We start from the raw sequence: 18,179 nt of genomic DNA, 5'->3' as shown, positions 1-18,179 counted from the left end.
GACGCTTACCTCGCAGACTCTTACTTGTTCGATTCGATCAGCGAGCGGCTGATCACCAATCGCTGGATATCACTAGTGCCCTCGTAGATCTGGCACACCCTAACGTCGCGATAGATACGTTCAACAGGAAAGTCACGGACGTAGCCATAGCCGCCATGTATCTGTATCGCGTCCGAGCACACCCGTTCAGCCATTTCCGAAGCGAATAACTTCGCCATCGACGCAGCTTCCAGAGACGACTCCCCCGCGTCCTTCAATGAAGCGGCGTACCAGACTAACTGTCGGGCAGCCTGAATCTGTGTCGCCATGTCGGCCAGGCGGAAGCTCACCGCCTGGTGCTCATGCAGGAAGCGGCCGAAGGCTTGGCGCTCCTTGACATATCGAATTGCTGCTTCAAGCGCGGCGCGCGCCATGCCAACACTTTGTGCCGCAATACCGATCCGGCCAGCTTCCAAATTCGACAAGGCAATCCGATAGCCCGCGCCAACGGGTCCCAGGACCGAATCCAATGGCACCTGACACTCTTCAAACACAATCTGTGCGGTATCTGATGCATGCTGCCCCAGCTTCTCTTCCAGTCGTTCAGTGCGATAGCCAGGTGTGAACGTCGGGACGAGGAAGCAACTAATTCCTTTTTTGCCAGCGTCCCTATCCGTCACTGCAAAAACGATGGCGATATCCGCATGCTTTCCGGTGGTGATGAATTGCTTGGTGCCGTTCAACACCCAACCGCTCTCGGTGCGACGGGCACTGGTGCGAATCGCCCCGGCATCCGAACCGGTATGCGGCTCCGTCAGACAGAAACAGCCGAGCGCCGCGCCTTGAGCGAGGCGAGGCAGCCAGGCCTTCTTCTGTTCCTCGCTTCCCCAACGCGACAGGATTCCGCAGACCAGTGAGTTTTGTACGCTGACGATGGTGGAAATGGCGCCATCGCCTGCTGCGATTTCTTCCAACGCCAGTGCTAGGCTGCGGTAGTCCATGCCGGCACCGCCGTAGGATTCAGAGACCGTAATGCCCATTGCACCTAATTCGCCCAGCTCGCGCAGTGTCTCTGCCGGAAAAGCACCAGTGCGGTCACGTTCGGCCGCCTGCGGGGCCAGGCGATCAGTTGCGAAGGCTCGCAGGCTGTCCCGGATGATCTTGTGTTCTTCGTTTAGCATGCAGCAGTCCTCCTGCCGCGGAAACGCCCATTGGCTTCCCGGCATGTAAGGAAATAGAAGGTAGGATGGTGGAAGTGCCGTCAGCGACGGCAGATCAGTCCATAGTGATATTTGCGGACTTGATCAGCGCAGCCATGCGAGCCGATTCTTCGCGCATCATTCGATCGAACTCATCCGATTTGACGCTGTATGGTTGCAACCCCAGACTGGACAGCGTCTCCTTGAAGTCAGGGTGGCTACCTACAGTCTGAATAGCGTTGGCAACTTTCACCGCCACATCCTTGGGTATACCAGCGGGTGCCAGGACACCGTACCAATTCGTTGCATTCAAACTGCCGACGCCAAGTTCCGAAAGCGTCGGCACACTCGGCAGCATCGACTGCCGCTCCTTACCGGAGACCGCAATGGCACGAAGCCGGTTCGACTGAATGAATTGGGTGGCAACCGCCGGTACCAGGAACGCTGCATTAACCTGCCCGCCAAGGAGATCGTTGACGAGCGGGCCGGCTCCTTTGTAAGGGATGTGCTGCATTCTGATATCGACAACGCGTTCGAATTGTTCTGCAACCAAATGCGTACCGGAACCATTGCCCGCTGAGGCGTAGGTCACAGCGCCCGGTTTGGTCTTGGCAAGGGCGACAAACTCTTTCAGGTTTTGCGCATTTACTTTCGGGTTCACAACCAGCACGAACTCCGTCTTGGCCAAGGTGGCAACCGGTGTGAAATCCTTGAACGGATCGTATGGCGCCTTCGTGATAAGCGGGACGACCACATGGGAGCTCGCAGTAAGCAGCAGCGTATAGCCGTCTGGCGCAGCCTTCGCAACCGCGCCGGTGCCAATGATGGTATTGCCGCCTGGACGATGGTCGATATACACGGACTGACCCAGGCTCTTGCCCAGTGCCGTGGCCAACGCATTCGCCAGCACACTGGTACTGCCACCTGGAGAGTAAGGTACGACCAGGCGAACTGGCTTGTCAGGGTAGGCGGTCTGGGCCGGCGCGGCGCCAGCCATTGCCAGACAGGCGGCCAGCGCCCCAAGAACGCGAAAAGCAATCGATTTCATGATTAATCCTACGGATTTCTGACGTCAGTCGAGTTCCAGATCCACCAGGCGTACATATTGCTGGCCACCATGCAGGTCGCGCTCGATCATGCCGCCCTGCGGGTCGCGTCTGGGGTACGAGATCTTCAGCACTCCAAGATCCGGCACCCGATAGCACTTCACCTGGTCCTCACGCACGCCAAAGACCTGCGCCAGCGCCGACGGCTGCAGCGCCGCGGCTTCGGCATGGCGCTCGAACCCATCCCGGTCATGGAAGAACAGGTCCACCGTGATCCAGAACGGCCCGGCATTTTTTGAGCGGATGTGGCGGCATACCGCCTCGAGCTTAGGCATGGGCCGACTCCTCGATGTCGATGTATTCGGTACGCACCAGCTCGAACGGGTCGGCGACACTTACCACATGGTTCAGCTTGAATTCGAACACCTGACCGCGCTCCAGCTCGGCCGGCGAGAACGGGAACCCGTAGCTGGGCAGCTCCTGCGCGTCTTCAACCGGCAGGTGGAAGAACCACGGGTTGCACGTCTTGGCGATCTGCGTGGCCAGCTCCTGCGTCTGCGCCGTGGCGATGAACAGCAAGCCGATTTCCTGCGGGGCTGGCGTGTCGGCCGGCACCGGCAGGCCGCTGACAGCGTTCCAGCCATACGGACGCAGCGAGATGTGAAACTCCCCCGCGCTCTCACCCATCGCCGCACGCACGCGCGCGCTCAGAACCTCGTGCATGCGGTCCAGGAAGCCGTCGATGTTCGCCAGCACCTTGCGGTCCTGGATACCCACCAGCATCAGCGTCTGGAAGCCACCGCGTGAAGCCCCTTCCAGCTTCATCGTGTACGGCGCCGGAACGAACTTCGAGCCGCTCACCCGCACGCGCCGCTCATCCAACGCCTCGTACCGGACCGCGGTCGCATCCAGCAGCCCGCCCGGCTCATGCAACTGGAACGGGTCGCTGTTCTCGTACAGCATGTGCGCCGACACCGTAATCGGCGTGCACACGTTGCCCGGGCGCAGCGGCTCGATCTCGAAACTGCGCTGCCCGACCCGGATCAGCACTCCCCCATCGCGTGGCTTGGCTGTGCACAGCGCTCCGCACTCCGCGATCTTGCCCGCATGCCACGCCGGTCCCGCCCCCGCCCCGCGCAGCAGCGGCAGCGCCGCCAGCACCGCCGTGTCCGTGGTGCGGCCACCGAGAATAATGTCCGCCCCGGCTTGCAGCGCCGCGATGTACGGCTCCGGCCCCATCAGCGCGACGATGCGATCGCAGCCCTGGAACAACTTGGGATCCGCTCCCTCCATCGGCGGCAGCGGCGCAATCCGCCCCTGCCTGGCCAGCCCCGCCATCAGCTCGGGCGGTTGCTCTGAGTACAGCACCGCGATGCGCGGACGCAGGCCATGCTCGCGCGCGATCTCCAGCGCGATGTCGCGGGTCCACTCCAGCGCCTTGTCGCAGCCGGAGGTGCCACACGAACCAATTAGCAGCGGGATGCCGGCACGCTCGCGCGCCCGCATCAGGATCGCAAGATCGGTCTTGACGGCCGCCCGCGAGTACTTGGCCACACCGGTGGCAAGGTACGCCGGCCCGCTATCGGTCGATCCCGCGTCGCAGGCGATGACATCGGCCCCGACAGCGATTCCCCTCTCCACATCGCCCTCGTCGATGCCAAGACCCAGCGCGCCGATCGGCACCAGGACTGTTGTCCATTGCTTTTTTGCTTCCATCTCTCGTTCCAGTGCTTCGGGCGGATACGCTGCGTAGCGTCGCCAGATCAGTTGGCGGTGATATTTGCGGCGCGAACCACCTCAGTCCAACGCTTGGTGTCGTCCCGCAACAACCGAGCGAATTCCGCCGGGGCCATGCCAGACGGCTCGACACCTTGCGCATCGAGCAGCGGCTTGGTGGAGGGGTCCTGGATCAGCTTGACGACGTTGCCGTAGAGGTAGTCCACCACCGGCTTAGGCGTGCCTTTTGGTGCCATCAGACCCATCCAGCTATAAGACACTACGTTCACACCTCGCTCCGTTAGCGTGGGGACGTCTGGGGTAGCAGGCCAACGCTTCTGTGCGGTGAGAGCAAGGGCCAAAAGCTTGCCGCTCTTGATGTGGTTGATGGCAGTCGGAACGCCGGTGGCAATGATGTCTACCGAATTGGACATGAGACCGGTTAGCGCCTCGCCCATGCCCTTGTACGGGATGTGAGTGAGACTGATATGCGCTTCCTTAGCGAACAGTTCCATGACGAGGTGGTTGACGCTACCCGCGCCAGCCGACCCGAAATTCACCTTGCCAGGATTTGCCTTGGCATACTTGATCAGTTCTTCCAGCGTTTTGAAACGCGCGTTCGGATTAACAACAAAGACGAAAGGCGCGCGGGCAAGGACAGTGACCGGAACCAGATCTGCTGCGGGATCCCAAGGCAGCTTCCCATACAACCCGGGCAGGATGGTGTAGGTGACGTCAGTTGCGACGAGGGTGTAGCCATCTGCGGGACTCTTCGCTACCGCTTCGTAGCCAATGCGGCCTGAGGCGCCCGTCTTGTTTTCGACGATGAACGACTTACCAGTACGCTCAGACAGCTTGGTGGCGAAGAGGCGCTGAATCGTGTCCCCAGTTCCTCCCACACTGAACGGATTGATGATCCGGACTGGCTTGTCGGGATATTCGGCGCTCGCGGAAGCAGCAGCAGTTACCAACGCGAGGCCGGCTACTAGGGCTTGGGCGAATTTCATTTCGGTCTTGTCTCCTGGGTCGTTTTAGTGTGGAAGCCTTTGCTGCCAGTGGGGCTCTGCTTGCTCCGGCTCGCACCAGTGAGCAGTGGAAACCTTCAGGGTGGCAGCTTCGTCGTCAACCTGATGTGATTGTAGACAATACCGAATGTCTGTCAACGCAAATCCGCCCGCTAAGGGTTTTTGCGTACAGAAAGATTGTCTTGTTAACGATCAATGTATTTTGACGACAACATTTCGGCATTGCTAACCATGCCATTGGATTCCGTGGCTTACCTGCACGGACAAACACGTGTGGCTGGATCCGTAGTGCATTGCGGCTGCAGTGGGGCTGCAGTGGCGCTCAAAGGCGCGTGGTATGGAGCGACCCTGTGCGCAACCGGCGGCTACAACACGTTCTGCGAACACGCCGAGAAGCAGGGTCTTGCGCCTAGGAGACCGTCGAGCAACGGCTCCGACGGTTCGATCTGAAGTCATGGCGCCGCCCCGCATCCGCGGCGGCGACCACCAGGAAGATGAATTGCCCCCGTTGCCCGCCCTACCAGAGCGGTTGCTGCACAGGCGATGCAATACCGGGCACGGGGGAGCGGAAGGACCACAGGCACGACCCGTTCAAGGAGCCAAGATACGCTGTACGGAGGTCCTCGCCGCCAAACGCCAGGCTGGAAATGTTGTTCACCACCGTACCCGTGCGCAATCCGTGCAAATCAGCGCGCTTCAGGCCCCGACTGTTCAGTAAGCGCTCGAGAGCGTCGATGATCTGCGCATTGCTGTCGCCGAAGACCAGCTTGCTATGGCCGTCGTGAATCCGGTAGATGCGATTGGAGATGATGCTTACCACCCAAATCCCATCCTGAACGTCCAGCGCCATGCCGTCCGGGTAATCGCCCACACCGAACTCCGCCAGTACCGTGCGGTCTTGGAGTGACCCATCCGATCCGATGTGGAACTCCAGCAGCCTGCGTCCGAATGTTTCGTTGACGAACAAACGGTCGCCGGATGGGTGTACCCGGAGTTCATTGGTCCAGCCCAGGCCGGACGCAACGATCCGGAAGCCCTCGCTATCGCCGAGCAAGATGTAGCCCTCGTCAGCTGCGGGCGTAAATACCGGATCCGCCATGCCTGCACTGCTCACTGACGCCCACAGGCGCCCAAGTGCATCGACATAGACAAAATTGACCTCCGGCAAGGGCATACCCCGGACACGGATGTCTAGCTTGGTGAAGGCCCCAGTATTGGAGAGATGCCAGATACCGCCTTCCACACCGACATTGGCCACCAGGAAATTTCCACCTGGCAGTGCGGCAATACCGTTAGGGACCAGTTTTTCCCGACGGCCTAGCAGCGCCTGCGTGCCGTCCGGCGCAAAGGACATGACACCGCCACGGGCATCAGAACAAAAAAGCTTGCCATCGGCAGTGGCGAGAACGCATTCCGGACGTGTGAGGCCGCTGCCAATCTGGCGCAGATCCGCCGGACCGAGCTCGAGTGCCACTAGAGTCCCCGAGTTTCGCCGCCATCCACATCGAGGATCGCGCCGTTGATGAACCCCGCGCGGTCGGAGGCGAGAAAGCAAACTGCGGCAGCCACCTCCTCGGTTCGGCCGAAGCGCGCAATGCCCGACTTCTGCAGCAACAGCGCTTCGGCTTCGTCACGGGTCACGCCTTGCTCTCCCATGATGACTGTCAGTGAAGCCTCCAGCCGATCAGTCGCAATGCGGCCCGGATTGACGGCATTGACACGCACGCCATCTCTGACGCCGAGATGTGCCAGTGCCTTGGTCAAGTGAAACAGCGCGGAGTTGACGGCTCCACCCATCGCATAATCGATGACCGCCGTCCGGGACATAATGCCAATGGTATTGACGATGCAGCCCTTTGCCTCCTTCAACGCAGGCCAGCAGGTGCGCGCCAGGCGACGGGCACCATGAAACTTCAGCTCGAAGCCCTGCTGCCAGGCCTGCTCGTCGATGCTGAAAAAGTCCCCAGGTTTGGTGCTGCCAGCGTTGTTCGAGAGGATATCGATCTTGCCAAACTGTCGGAGCATTTCTTCCAGCGCCCCCTGACAGGCTTCGGGCGATGTCAGGTCGGCAAGAAAGGGAATGATGCGTCCCGGTACCGGCGCGCCTGGGCGCTGCGGCTGCGGTTCGACATTGAGTGGCGTGCGCGCTACCGCCAGAACATCGGCGCCTTCGCGCGCCAGCGCGATGGCGACAGCGGCCCCGATGCCCTTACTGGCCCCCGTGACAAGGGCTGCCTTTCCAGCAAGTCCGAGATTCATACTACGTCCTTTCCATCGTGAGTTCGCAATAGCTGCAGGAACTGGGCGACATCCTCGATCGCCTCGAAGGACCGGCAAGCCTTGATAATCTGCTCGATACGTGAAGAGTCCAGCCGGCCGCTCGCGGCTGCAACGAACTTCGCCTCGATCTCCTCAAGCTTCATCGGGTTGCGCTCGCTGCCAAGGCAATTTGCAATGTCCGCGTGCAGTTCAACCCCGGAGCGCAAAGCTACCGTCATCCGCGCGGCGCAGCGACTGAGGTTGTCGATCCCTTCCAGTCGAACGCGCTGCTGTAGCTGCTGGCGGGCGGCATCCGCGATCCATGCCTGGTTCAGGCATTCTGGTCCCAGAGTCTCACGCAACAAGGCCGTCGCTGCCCAAAACTGGATACTGACGCTGGCTTCGCTGTCGCTGGACACCACTGGGCGATCCCCCAGGGACAGGCACGAAGGATGCAGGCCGACCATTACCCGTTCGATGTCGTCCGGCTTGAATCCCGGCTGGGAACGGATTTCCTTTCCTGCATCGATGGCAGCATGCGCAACGATCCCGCAAGGGTAGGGCTTGAAGTTCAACTCGGATATCGCATAGGTGAAACCGAGGCCTTCGGTCAGATGGGCAACATGACCTTCGTGCGCAAACAGTGCCAGGAAACCGTAGGGGTGTTCCAGCACATCATGCGGTCCCGATACGCCGGCCGACGCAAGCAACGCTGCGCGGTAGCCGTTTGCCGCGGCGTTCGAAACCGCCACGGTAACTGCCATCGTGCCATTCATGGCTCGCAGGCCGGCGCTCGCATTCGCACCCAGTGCGATGGCATCGCTGATGCCACAGGCATCCAGCCCCAGCAGCTTGCCGACGGCAGCGGCAGCGCCGATCCCGCCGCAGACGCCTGATTGCGACCAACCGACCACGCCCTGCGCCGGCTCTGCCGAAATGGCCAGGCTGGTTCGCGATGCAACTTCAACGCCAGCCGCCAGCGCAGCCACCAGTGCTTTCCCGCTCAGGTGGCGGACCTCGGCAAGGGCAAGGGTTGACGCGGCTACAGGCCCCACGGGGTGAACAATCGACCGGGCATGAGTCTCGTCAAAGGCCAGTACGGTCGAACTCAGACAGTTCAGGAAGGCCGCGGTGATGGGATCCGTCGTGTCATGCCGACCAACCAGGGACGCCGCGCCAGCGGCCCCGAACGGCTTCAGCGCGTCACGCGAGCGCACGACGACGGCCTCATCAGCACCGGCAACCGCGCAAGCCAGATAGTTCAACAAGGACATCCTGGCTTGCGCCACCACGGCTTCCGGTAGCCTTTCGAACTGGAGGCCGTTGACAAACCGCGAGAGTGTCGCTGTCGCTGTATTCATACTGTGAGGATGTCCGATCGCGCGTTGAGTGCATCCGGCTATCTTGCCGTCTTGACGTCGAGATTTTTTTCAAAGAAGACAAGCGTGCGCTGGAGTGCAAGGGTGTAGCTTTCCTCATGGAACGAGGGCCGCGCGTCACACCCAAAGCCGTGCTCGGCCTCTTCGTAGACCCAAAGTTCCACCTCGGGATGCTGTTTGCGGATCGCGTCGACATGCTCCAAAGGAATATGCGTATCCATGCCGCCAAAATGCATCTGTACCGGGCAGTTCGGTTTTGCTGTCTTCTCGGCGAAGATGCCACCGCCATACCAGCAACTCGCTGCCGCAAAGCGCGAGGTTTCGGTAGCGGCCCACCACGAAACCGTGCCCCCAAAGCAATAGCCGACAATCCCGGTGCGCTCGCTGCCGGTTGCGTCCGCTGCCGCGACCACGTCCAGCAGCACGTCTTCCTTGCGCAACGCCTTGCGGATTTCGGTGTATCTGGACACGCCTTCGGGCGAGTAAGGTAGAACGAGGTCACGCTCGACCCGGTCGAACACCGCGGGCGCGATGACATTCAGCCCTTTGTCGGCGAAGCGGTCGCAGACGTTGCGGATATGATCGTTGACCCCGAACGCCTCTTGAATCACTACCGCCCAGCGTTCGTTGCCTGGCTTCTCGGCCACGTACGCTGAGAGATTGTGTCCGTCGTTTGCGGTGATCTGAATCGTCTTGCCCATATCTGGCACCTCAAGCTGTCAAGCCGCCGTCCACCGGCAACGCAACGCCGGTGATGTACGAGGCTTCATTGGAAACAAGGAACAGCGCCGCATTGGCAACTTCCTCAGGCTGGGCCGGTCGTCCCATGGGGCTTGCCGAGGCACGTTGCGTGACGAGAGACTCGAGGTCCTTGTCACTGTCGTCTACCTGGCCCGGCCGGCGCACAAAGGTTCGCAGCATCGGCGTATCGGTGACGCCCGGACATACCACATTAACGCGGATGCCTTCCCCTGCATGCGCACGCGCCAAGGAGCGAGCCAGGCCGATGACGCCGAACTTCGCGGCGGAGTACACAGGGCTGTATTTCGAGCCGACCAGACCCGACGTCGACGCCGTAAAGAGAATGGAGCCGCCACCGCCCTTGCGCATGACTTCAATTGCCTCCGCGGTGGAGAACATCACACTCCGGAGGTTCAACGTCAGGGCGAGCTCAATGTCTGCATTGCTGGCCTCGGTCAGTCCCACCGGACCGGGATGTCCGGCATGATTCCATACGAAATCAAGGCGACCAAAGGCTTCCACCGTCTGAGCAACAATCCCACGCGAAAATGCTTCGGAGGTCAGGTCGCCGACGCAGGCAATGGCTACGCCTCCGGCCTCGCGAATCTCTTGCGCCGTGCTTTCTGCTGCCTCGCGGTTGATATCCACGATGAGTACTTTCGCACCTTCGGCAGCAAATAGCCGCGCGCCGGCCGCTCCCATGCCAGAACCTGCTGCGGTGATCACACCGGCCTTACCTTCCAGTCGCTTCATTTCGTGTCTCCAGTCCCTTGTGCAGGCTTCAGGCCCGGTTGCGGGATCATGTTCATCATCATGACGTGCAGCCCGCCGGTGGCCATCAGGTCGGCGCCGGTCACGTAGCCGGATCGCTCGCTTGCCAGAAAGGCCACCACATTGGCGATGTCGTCAGGCGTACCGAGGCGCTTGATTGCCGTGAGCGCCTCCCGCTTGGCGACCACTTCCGGATCGGCATTGAGCTTGGTCGTCATCGGCGTGCGGATCATGCCGGGATTCACCACATTGCTGCGAATGCCCTTTGCCCCCCATTCCACCGCAATCTGTCGGGACAGCGCCACGATCGCGCCCTTGCAGGCGGTGTAGTCCAGCCCGTTAGGCTGCGGCAGTTCCGCTGCGATGGATCCGACGTGGACAATCGCACCACCGCCGGCGGCGATCATCTCCTTGCCGAAAATCCGCGCGCAGAGGTAATAGCCGGTGAGGTTGATCGCGAGGTTGCGCTCCCAATCCGCCTGAGTTGAATCCAGCAGTGGTTGCGGCTTGATAATGGCGGCGTTGTTGACCAGCACATCGCAACGGCCGAATGCCTTGATAACAGCCTGACGCGCGTCGTTGACCGAGCCTTCCGATGCAACATCGCAGGCAACTCCGATAGCACCGTGACCGACTTCCTTGGCAAACTGCTCCACGACCGTGGAATCACGATCCAGGATAGCCACCTTGGCACCCGCTTGCGCAAAGGCGCTAACAATAGCGCGGCCGATACCACCGGCACCGCCGGTGACCACACATACCTTGTCCTCAAGTTTGAGCCAGCTAGTTGACATCTTTGTCTCTCATGTAGTTATCTGTTTGCCATCACTTTGACAGCTCAGGGAAATCCTCTTCCCGGAAAGCGTTGGGGCCTCTGACGTCGGAGGCGATCTGCTCGTTCTCCAGCTTGCGGAGCAGGTTGCGCTGGATCTTTCCGGAAATGGTCTTCGGCAAATCCGCAAACTCGATGCGACGGATGCGCTTGTAGGGCGCGAGGTGCTCGCGAGCGAAGCGCAGGATGGAAAGCGCCGCTTCGCGGTCGGGCTGGACACCGGCTCGCAGCACCACAAAGGCCTTTGGCACGCTCAGTCGACGCGGATCTGGACTGGGAATGACAGCCGCCTCAGCAACGTCCGGATGCTCGATCAGTACCGATTCCAGCTCGAACGGACTTAAGCGGTAATCCGACGACTTGAAGACGTCGTCCGCACGTCCCACATAAGTGATATAGCCGTCGGCGTCGCGTGAAGCGACATCCCCTGTATGGAAGTACCCGCCCCGCATGGCGTCCGCGGTCTTGTCCGGATCGCCGAAGTAGCACTCCATCAGGCTGAGCGGCTTGCGAGACAGGTCGATGCAGATCTCGCCGTCATCCGCAGGCTTCCCATCGGGATCGAGCAACACGATCGGATAACCCGGTAGCGGCTTGCCCATGCTGCCGGCTTTAACCGGTTCACCCGGCGCATTGCCTATCTGGCACGTTGTCTCAGTCTGGCCATAACCGTCGCGAATGGTTACGCCCCAGGCATGCTGGACTTGCTCGATGACTTCCGGATTCAGCGGCTCGCCTGCTCCGACGACTTCGCGCAGCTTGACAGGCCAAGCGGCTAGGTCTTCCTGAATCAGCATGCGCCATACGGTGGGCGGCGCGCACATCGAAGTGACCTGGTGCTTGACCAGGACGTTGAGCAGGTCAAGGGCCTTGAAGCGCGTGTAGTTATAGACAAAGACGCACGCGCCGGCGTTCCACGGGGCGAAGAAACAGCTCCATGCGTGCTTGGCCCATCCAGGCGATGAGATGTTCAGGTGCACATCGCCCGCGCGCAGTCCCATCCAGTACATGGTGGACAGGTGGCCGATCGTATAACTCTGATGCGTATGCAAGACCAGCTTCGGTTTGGAGGTCGTGCCCGAGGTGAAGTAGAGCAGTAGCGGATCGGTGGCCTTGGTCAGCGCGTCGGGAACGAAATCGGTGGAAGCTTGGTGCGAATCGTCGAACACATGCCAGCCGTCTGCGCGACCGGTCAAGATGCGCGTGAACCGTCCGCTCACTTTCTCCAGCCTGTCAAGCGCATCGGGGCCGCAAATCACATGGCGCACGTTTCCGCGATCGACGCGATCCTGCAAGTCAGCCTGATCCAGTAGCGTGGTCGTGGGGATCATGACCGCACCGATCTTGATCAGCGCCAGCAGTGACTCCCACAGTTCCTTCTGGTTGCCCAGCATCAGCAGGACACGGTCCCCGCGGCGAATACCCAACTGGGTGAACCAATTGGCTACCTGGTTGGAGCGGGCCGATAGCTGTGCGAACGAAAATTGTTCCTGCGAGCCATCCTCCTGCACAATCCGCAGCGCCGGCTGCTCGTTGCCACGCGCCATGACGTCGAAATGATCCACCGCCCAGTTGAAATGCGTGACCTGCGGCCACTGGAACTCCGCGCAGGCGGCACGGTAATCGTTGCGATGCTTGAGAAGCAGATCCCGGGCTGCCAGGAACTGTTCGGTTGCGGTAGTCATCTCTGGTCCCCTACGAGACATCAGTCCGTGATCACGGGGGTTTCGAATACCCGTGCACCCGTGTGGCTGGGGAATCCGCCGCGCACCGCGCCGGGGCGGCGGTCACGGTAAATCGCATTCATCGAATCGTTCAGAGGGCGGCTGTTTGGTACTGACAGCCACATGCGAATCAGATGGCGCCGCTTGTCCGGATCCTCATAGTCCTCGAATTCGGTGCGGGAGTGGTACATGACATGATTGTTCATGAACTGCATGTCACCCGGCTCGAACATCATCTCACCGTAGAAACGCGGATCATTGGCGAGGGTCTGCACGTACTCGATCGCTTCCCTCTGCTTTTCTGACAGCGATGGCAGTTCCGGAAGCTGTTCGGCGTTGTACCCGATGATGTGCTGCGGGATGAAGCGGGAAGCCAGCTTGCCCTGCTCCATGGAGAACATCGGCTGCTGGTAGTAAGGCAGATCCCCAGGTGCCTCCTGACCTTTCCAGCTCATATAAAAAGGCTGGTACAGGACCTCAAGCAAATCGGGACGGGTGCGCGCAATTTCGTCATGGATTGCGATGGAGCTGCAAAACCGGCTCAACCCTCCCGATTTGGCCACACGCAGCACCATCAGACAGACGACATCGCAGGTATCGGCATGGAATTGCAGGTGCTGGTTGGACATGTATCCACGGCCCTTCTTGCTGTAAGTATCCACCCCGAAATTCCGCACGTCGCCCAGCATGTCACCGCGGCTGCTCTGCGTCACCGCGGTGCCGACGTGAAGCCCGATGCCCCAGTACATCAGACGCAGGTCATCCTTGCTGTACTTTTCGGCAGGCAGTCCGCGGACCACAAAGAATCCCAGCCCTTCCTCGAGTTCTTCGAGCGTGCGGTCGAAGGTTGGCCGCAGCGCGTTGAGGGGGAAGTTCTCTTTAGTGAGCGTTTCGAAGGAGAGCCCCTTCTTGCGCGCCTCCGACAGCGCAGTGTCCAACGCGCTGATCTCCTCGGGAGTCAGGTAATGGATCCACTGGGTGGTTTTCTTCAGGTCTTCGGCGACCCACCCTCGTTGCGCTTGCATGCTTGTCTCCTGATGTGCATTAAAAGGTATGTGTGGGGCGTTTGTTGGATGCATGGCGCGCAAATGACCGCGGTGGAGCCCCTTTTGTCTACAATATGACTTATGTCCCATGCAACGATGAGCGCGCATCAACAGATTGCGTCATAATGTCACCAACTTTTTGATATTGTAGACAAGAACAGATCCATGTCAACCGAAATCACTGCCGAGTCTGGCGTACTGACCGACCACGTCGTGGATAAGCTGGAGCAGCTGATCCTGGAGGGCCACTACCGGCCAGGCGAAAAGCTCCGCGAACAATCGCTTGCGGAGGAACTTGGGGTAAGCCGCGGTCCGCTGCGCGAGGCAATTCGCACGCTGGAAGGGCGCCGGCTGCTCGAACGTACGCCCCGATCGGGCGTGCAGGTGATCGGGCTGTCCGAGGATGATCTGGAGAAGATTCTGATTACCCGTGAGGCCCTGGAGGGCATGGCGGCTCGCTATGCGGCGGAGAACATGACGGTGTCGGAGGTCAACGCGCTGAAGCAAACCGTGGCAATGCTAGACGCAGGACATGAAGGGACCACGGCGGCTGTCTTCACTGGGGGCGCCGACAATGACTTCCACCGCCTGATAGCGCAGGGCTGCCGAAATCGCTGGCTTGCCAACATCCTTGTAAAGGATGTGTATTCGCTGCTGCGCCTCTATCGGCTTCAGGCGGCTCGGCGCCCCGACGTCGCCGATAGTCTGGACGAACACCGTGCGATTATTGAACGGATCCACGCGCGCGACGGAGAAGGCGCTGAGGCCGCGATGCGTGCACATTTGCGCAATGCAAGGGAACGCATCCTAAAGCTGGTGAAAGTCCGCGCACCGCAGTAGTGACCGACGTGAGCTGATCAAAGTGTTCAACGCCATCCCGCAGCAGGAAGAAATCGGCTGAGAGATCGAACGCATTGGGGCGCTGTTGCACGGCGACGCTATGGCTGGGAGAAGTGGACCTCCGGAGCGAAGCCGTGGAGAGATCACTAAACGCCATAGGCGTGGGCTTAGGAGCTCCTCTCCTTATACATTGATCGCCTGGGCGGCCCGCACGATCGCTGCGATGGCCGCCTGCGCTGCGGGCGATGCAGTTCTACCGTGCAGCCGCACAATCCCCGTGAGGGACGGCGGCGACGGCCAGCCCTTCACCGACAGCCGGACAAGCGCGCCGGATTCCAGTTCCTCCCGCACCGCCGAGTCTGTTGCACCCAGAACGGTGTACGTGGTGAGCGCCACCGTTTTCAGCACGCCGTAGTTGTCGCATTCGAGCGCGATACTGGCTTCCTGGCCCGCCGGCAGGCCAAGCAAGGCGGCCAGATCAACCTTCGACGGGCTCAGCAGCTTTTGAACGGCAATGCCGTACGTCCACACCTCGTGCAGCGCATGCTCGCCGGCTGCCAGCGGATGGCTCGCCCGCACGTACAGATGGGGCGGCTGGCCACCAATGAGCTGGATATCCAGCGCGGCGTCTTTCGGCATGTCGCGCACGTCGGCGGCAAAGAATTCGATGCTTTCCGTGCGCAGGCTTTCCAGTAGTTACACCCAGTTGCCGACTTCCATGCGCAGCGCCACCTGCGGATGCTGCTGACGCAGTTCCTGTAGTGCTTGCGGCATCAGCGTGGCAGTTAGTAGCGGCCCGACACCGAAGGCTGTGTCGCCCAACTGGCTGTCGCGATAGAGATCGACGTCGCGCTGCAGGCAGCCTGCCTCGAACAGCAGTTTGCGGCCGCGCTTGATGACGAAGTCGCCGGCTGCGGTGGGGCGTACGCCGCCAATGTCGCGGTCGAACAGGCGAATGCCAAACTCGTCTTCAATCGCCTGAATGCTGCGGCTGAAGGCGGGCTGGCTGAGATGAACCTGTTCCGCCGCGCGGGCGAAATGTAGGGTGTCAGCGAGAGCAACGACGTGACTCAAGCGGCGCAGATCCATGGCATTGCGTCTATTGCATTGAGTGGATGTTAAGCAACGCGCTGTGCAACTGGCTCATGCCTGCGCAGCACAACGCCTGGGCCAAGCTGCCGTGGTGGGCCATGACGGCCATGCTGTTGATCGGCGATGACCTCACGCAATACCTGTGGCATCGCGCCTCGCATTCGCCACTGCTGGGGCCGCTGCATCGGGCTCACCACAGCTTGTCGTACATGAGCGTGCGCATCACCTACCGCAACAACTTCTTCTACTACCTGATGATGCCGGGTCTTTGGGTCGGCGGCGTGGCGGTGTACCTCGGCTTTGGCAGTGTCTACGGGGGTAATCTGGTGGTGAAGGTGGCGGTCGTTCTGGGCGCGCATTGCGCCTGGCCATGGGATGCGCCGCTGTACCGCATCCGTGCACTGCGCCCGCTGATGTGGGTGATCGAGCGCACGATTTCCACGCCGGCCACGCACTGGGCGCATCACGCACTCACCAATGCCCATGGCATTGGCCACTACAAGGGTAATTTCGGCAACCTGCTGTTCTTCTGGGATGTGCTTTTCGGCACGGCGCATATCACGCGCAAGTACCCCGCGCAGATTGGCTTGCAGGACGACGCATTGTTCGGCGCAGAACGCTGGACTGCCCAGATGTTCTATCCGCTGGTGCAATCCAAGCGCGAGCATTCCGCACTGCGGCCGGGCGGCGCGGCCATGGGGGAGGCCGACGAACTGGTTGCCGCCAAGGAGGCCGCATGAACGATCGCGCTTCCACCCACGCACTGGTCAATGCGCGACTGACCGACGTATTTGCCCTGCAGCAGCGTGCGCACCTGCAGAACATGCTGCCCAAAGCTGACCAGCGCCGGCAACACCTGCGCCCGCTGCTGCGTCAGGTACTGCGCTACCAGGACGTGCTGGCCGAAGCGATCTCCGCAGATTTCGGCGGCCGCGCCGTCGCCGAGACTCAGATGCTCGACGTGCTGCCCCCCGCGCTGGCCATCCGCCATGCCCGCAGGCATTTGCAGCGCTGGATGCGACCGAGCCGGCGTCGGCCCGAACTGCTGTTTGCCACCAACAGCCTGCGCGTGACGTACCAGCCCAAGGGAGTTGTGGGCGTGATCGCCACGTGGAATTTCCCGGTCTACCTGTCGCTCGGGCCGCTGGCGACAGCGCTGGCAGCTGGCAACCGCGTGATGATCAAGATGCCTGAGACGACGCCACGCACCAATGCCACGTTGCGCCAGTTGCTGGGGGAAGTGTTTGCCGAAGACCACGTCGCGCTGCTTGGCGAGGAAGTGGACGACCCCAACGCCTTTACTGCGCTGCCGTTCGACCATCTGGTCTTTACCGGCTCATCTAATGTGGGGCGCGTGGTAATGGAGCACGCAGCACGCAATCTGACGCCTATCAGCTGGGCGGCAAATCACCCGCCGTCGTGCTGCGCGACTACCCGATCGACGAGGCCGCGCGCCGCATCACGCACGGCAAGACCACCAATGCAGGGCAGATCTGTGTGGCGCCGGACTACGCGCTGGTGCCGCGCGAGCACATCGCTGCGTTTGTAGAGGCGGCCAGGGCAATGTTCCGGGCGCTGCATGGTACCGATGTCGCCACGAATGCCGACTTGCCACCTTGCCGGCGGCTTCCGCATGGGCGGGCCTGTACACGCAACGCAGGACCAGACGCTGGATTTCCTGCTGGAGCGCCGCAGTCGGGATGGGATCGACCGGCACGGGCAGATCGTCATCAGTCTCGATAGCTCGGACGACCTCTTCGATCGTCGCAGGATGCCCAGCATTGATGCGGTCGATGTTGCGCAGAATCGCGTCCGTTCGAAGATGCTGCCGCTCCGAGATTTCGCGGCTGACTCTGAGCCGTCGATTCGCCAGGTGCAACGCCTCGAGCGAATAATGCTGAGCGAGCTTAACGACATCAAACAGCGTCGGACGAGCAAGGATGATCGGTATTTCTGCGTGGGTACCACGCAGCTTTGGATTGGACCAAAGATGTGCGCCCGCGCGAAACTCCACTTCCCGAAAGACGAATTTCTCGGCCATCGTGTTCTCCTACCGGATCCCGCCGCGCTTCAAATGACTTCGCGCGTAAGCACCACGCCCTGCGGCTCATAATCTTGGCAGCCGTGCATGGTGCGTTTGACAGGCGCGACGACACTCAGCGCCATGAGTGCAGAAAAGACCTACGCGCGGCTTCGAGTTGCTTCCAACCTACGTAAGGTGAGGGAGGCGGCCGGCCTGTCCCAGGAAGATCTCGCCGTAAAGGCAGGATTCCATAGGACCTATGTGAGTCAGATTGAGCGCGCTGTGAACAATGCAACCATTGACAACATCTGCAAGCTCGCAGAATTCTTGGGTATCGATGTTCACGAATTGTTCGTCGACCCTGATCATCAGTAACTCCCTGCCAACGCGGGATCCACTCACCCCCGGCTCGCCCATGCGTGGCGGGGCAGCGCAAATTTTTCTCTCCGGCGCCCGCGATCCCGCAAGTCCACGCCAAGTTTCTTCAGCGTCCTTTTGGACCAACCA

The 18,179-nt window shown here is 60.9% G+C and carries 18 protein-coding genes and 2 pseudogenes; 5 read left to right on the top strand and 15 right to left on the bottom strand.

What is annotated here, in order from left to right:
- Positions 1–20: 20 nt before the first annotated feature.
- The 13 genes from AB1I47_RS07065 to AB1I47_RS07005 all read right to left on the bottom strand — a co-directional run bounded on the left by AB1I47_RS07065 (position 21) and on the right by AB1I47_RS07005 (position 13,696).
- On the bottom strand, positions 21–1,160 hold the full coding sequence (locus AB1I47_RS07065; RefSeq protein WP_354683058.1) for an acyl-CoA dehydrogenase family protein: 1,140 nt from the start codon (positions 1,158–1,160) through the stop codon (positions 21–23).
- Positions 1,161–1,254: 94 nt separating this feature from the next.
- Positions 1,255–2,226, bottom strand: a complete 972-nt coding sequence (locus tag AB1I47_RS07060; protein ID WP_354683057.1) for a Bug family tripartite tricarboxylate transporter substrate binding protein — start codon at positions 2,224–2,226, stop codon at positions 1,255–1,257.
- A 24-nt stretch (positions 2,227–2,250) separates the two neighbouring features.
- Positions 2,251–2,559 (bottom strand): DUF4387 domain-containing protein, encoded by a 309-nt coding sequence (locus tag AB1I47_RS07055; RefSeq protein WP_354683056.1) that lies wholly within the window; start codon positions 2,557–2,559, stop codon positions 2,251–2,253.
- On the bottom strand, positions 2,552–3,940 hold the full coding sequence (locus tag AB1I47_RS07050) for an acyclic terpene utilization AtuA family protein (protein WP_354683055.1): 1,389 nt from the start codon (positions 3,938–3,940) through the stop codon (positions 2,552–2,554). Before AB1I47_RS07050 ends, AB1I47_RS07055 begins: the two co-directional genes overlap by 8 nt.
- 47 nt (positions 3,941–3,987) lie before the next feature.
- Positions 3,988–4,947 carry a Bug family tripartite tricarboxylate transporter substrate binding protein gene (locus AB1I47_RS07045; RefSeq protein ID WP_354683054.1) on the bottom strand — a complete coding sequence of 320 codons (960 nt, stop codon included), beginning with the start codon at positions 4,945–4,947 and terminating at the stop codon, positions 3,988–3,990.
- Positions 4,948–5,482: 535 nt separating this feature from the next.
- Positions 5,483–6,439 carry an SMP-30/gluconolactonase/LRE family protein gene (locus AB1I47_RS07040; protein WP_354683053.1) on the bottom strand — a complete coding sequence of 319 codons (957 nt, stop codon included), beginning with the start codon at positions 6,437–6,439 and terminating at the stop codon, positions 5,483–5,485.
- Entirely contained in the window at positions 6,439–7,224 is a 786-nt protein-coding gene (locus AB1I47_RS07035; RefSeq protein WP_354683052.1) for an SDR family NAD(P)-dependent oxidoreductase, read from the bottom strand. Before AB1I47_RS07035 ends, AB1I47_RS07040 begins: the two co-directional genes overlap by 1 nt.
- Positions 7,221–8,585: an MmgE/PrpD family protein gene (locus tag AB1I47_RS07030; protein WP_354683051.1), complete on the bottom strand. Its 1,365-nt coding sequence runs from the start codon at positions 8,583–8,585 to the stop codon at positions 7,221–7,223. Before AB1I47_RS07030 ends, AB1I47_RS07035 begins: the two co-directional genes overlap by 4 nt.
- 38 nt (positions 8,586–8,623) lie before the next feature.
- Positions 8,624–9,304: a dienelactone hydrolase family protein gene (locus AB1I47_RS07025; RefSeq protein WP_354683050.1), complete on the bottom strand. Its 681-nt coding sequence runs from the start codon at positions 9,302–9,304 to the stop codon at positions 8,624–8,626.
- A 10-nt stretch (positions 9,305–9,314) separates the two neighbouring features.
- Complete coding sequence (locus AB1I47_RS07020; RefSeq protein WP_354683049.1) at positions 9,315–10,097, bottom strand: SDR family NAD(P)-dependent oxidoreductase; 783 nt, start codon at positions 10,095–10,097, stop codon at positions 9,315–9,317.
- Positions 10,094–10,909: an SDR family NAD(P)-dependent oxidoreductase gene (locus AB1I47_RS07015; protein WP_354683048.1), complete on the bottom strand. Its 816-nt coding sequence runs from the start codon at positions 10,907–10,909 to the stop codon at positions 10,094–10,096. The genes AB1I47_RS07020 and AB1I47_RS07015 overlap by 4 nt, the downstream gene beginning before the upstream one ends.
- Before the next feature lie 31 nt (positions 10,910–10,940).
- Positions 10,941–12,632, bottom strand: a complete 1,692-nt coding sequence (locus tag AB1I47_RS07010; protein WP_354683047.1) for an AMP-binding protein — start codon at positions 12,630–12,632, stop codon at positions 10,941–10,943.
- A 20-nt stretch (positions 12,633–12,652) separates the two neighbouring features.
- Entirely contained in the window at positions 12,653–13,696 is a 1,044-nt protein-coding gene (locus AB1I47_RS07005) for a TauD/TfdA family dioxygenase (RefSeq protein ID WP_354683046.1), read from the bottom strand.
- Positions 13,697–13,882: 186 nt separating this feature from the next.
- On the opposite strand from AB1I47_RS07005, the gene AB1I47_RS07000 reads away from it, so the two are divergent.
- Positions 13,883–14,557: a GntR family transcriptional regulator gene (locus AB1I47_RS07000; protein ID WP_354683045.1), complete on the top strand. Its 675-nt coding sequence runs from the start codon at positions 13,883–13,885 to the stop codon at positions 14,555–14,557.
- Positions 14,558–14,740: 183 nt separating this feature from the next.
- On the opposite strand, the gene AB1I47_RS06995 is transcribed toward AB1I47_RS07000, so the two are convergent.
- Together AB1I47_RS06995 and AB1I47_RS06990 are read right to left on the bottom strand one after the other, a co-directional pair.
- On the bottom strand, positions 14,741–15,196 hold the full coding sequence (locus AB1I47_RS06995) for a LysR substrate-binding domain-containing protein (RefSeq protein WP_354683044.1): 456 nt from the start codon (positions 15,194–15,196) through the stop codon (positions 14,741–14,743).
- Between the two features lie 57 nt (positions 15,197–15,253).
- Positions 15,254–15,646 (bottom strand): LysR family transcriptional regulator, encoded by a 393-nt coding sequence (locus tag AB1I47_RS06990; protein WP_354683043.1) that lies wholly within the window; start codon positions 15,644–15,646, stop codon positions 15,254–15,256.
- Between the two features lie 32 nt (positions 15,647–15,678).
- Between AB1I47_RS06990 and AB1I47_RS06985 the strand changes: the two are divergent.
- From AB1I47_RS06985 to AB1I47_RS06970, 4 genes and pseudogenes are all read left to right on the top strand, one after another.
- Positions 15,679–16,389: pseudogene (locus AB1I47_RS06985) on the top strand (sterol desaturase family protein); the annotation flags it as partial.
- Positions 16,386–17,179 (top strand): annotated as a pseudogene (locus AB1I47_RS06980) (aldehyde dehydrogenase family protein); the annotation flags it as partial. The pseudogenes AB1I47_RS06985 and AB1I47_RS06980, both read left to right, overlap by 4 nt.
- A 58-nt stretch (positions 17,180–17,237) precedes the next feature.
- Positions 17,238–17,762, top strand: a complete 525-nt coding sequence (locus AB1I47_RS06975; protein ID WP_354683147.1) for a hypothetical protein — start codon at positions 17,238–17,240, stop codon at positions 17,760–17,762.
- Positions 17,763–17,777: 15 nt separating this feature from the next.
- Entirely contained in the window at positions 17,778–18,047 is a 270-nt protein-coding gene (locus AB1I47_RS06970) for a helix-turn-helix domain-containing protein (RefSeq protein ID WP_354683042.1), read from the top strand.
- Positions 18,048–18,179: the final 132 nt, after the last annotated feature.

Origin of the sequence: Cupriavidus necator (assembly GCF_040578825.1) — a bacterium.
Taxonomy (GTDB): domain Bacteria; phylum Pseudomonadota; class Gammaproteobacteria; order Burkholderiales; family Burkholderiaceae; genus Cupriavidus; species Cupriavidus necator_E.
Note: the sequence above shows the minus strand (reverse complement) of the source record. Positions and strands in the feature narration are given on the sequence as shown.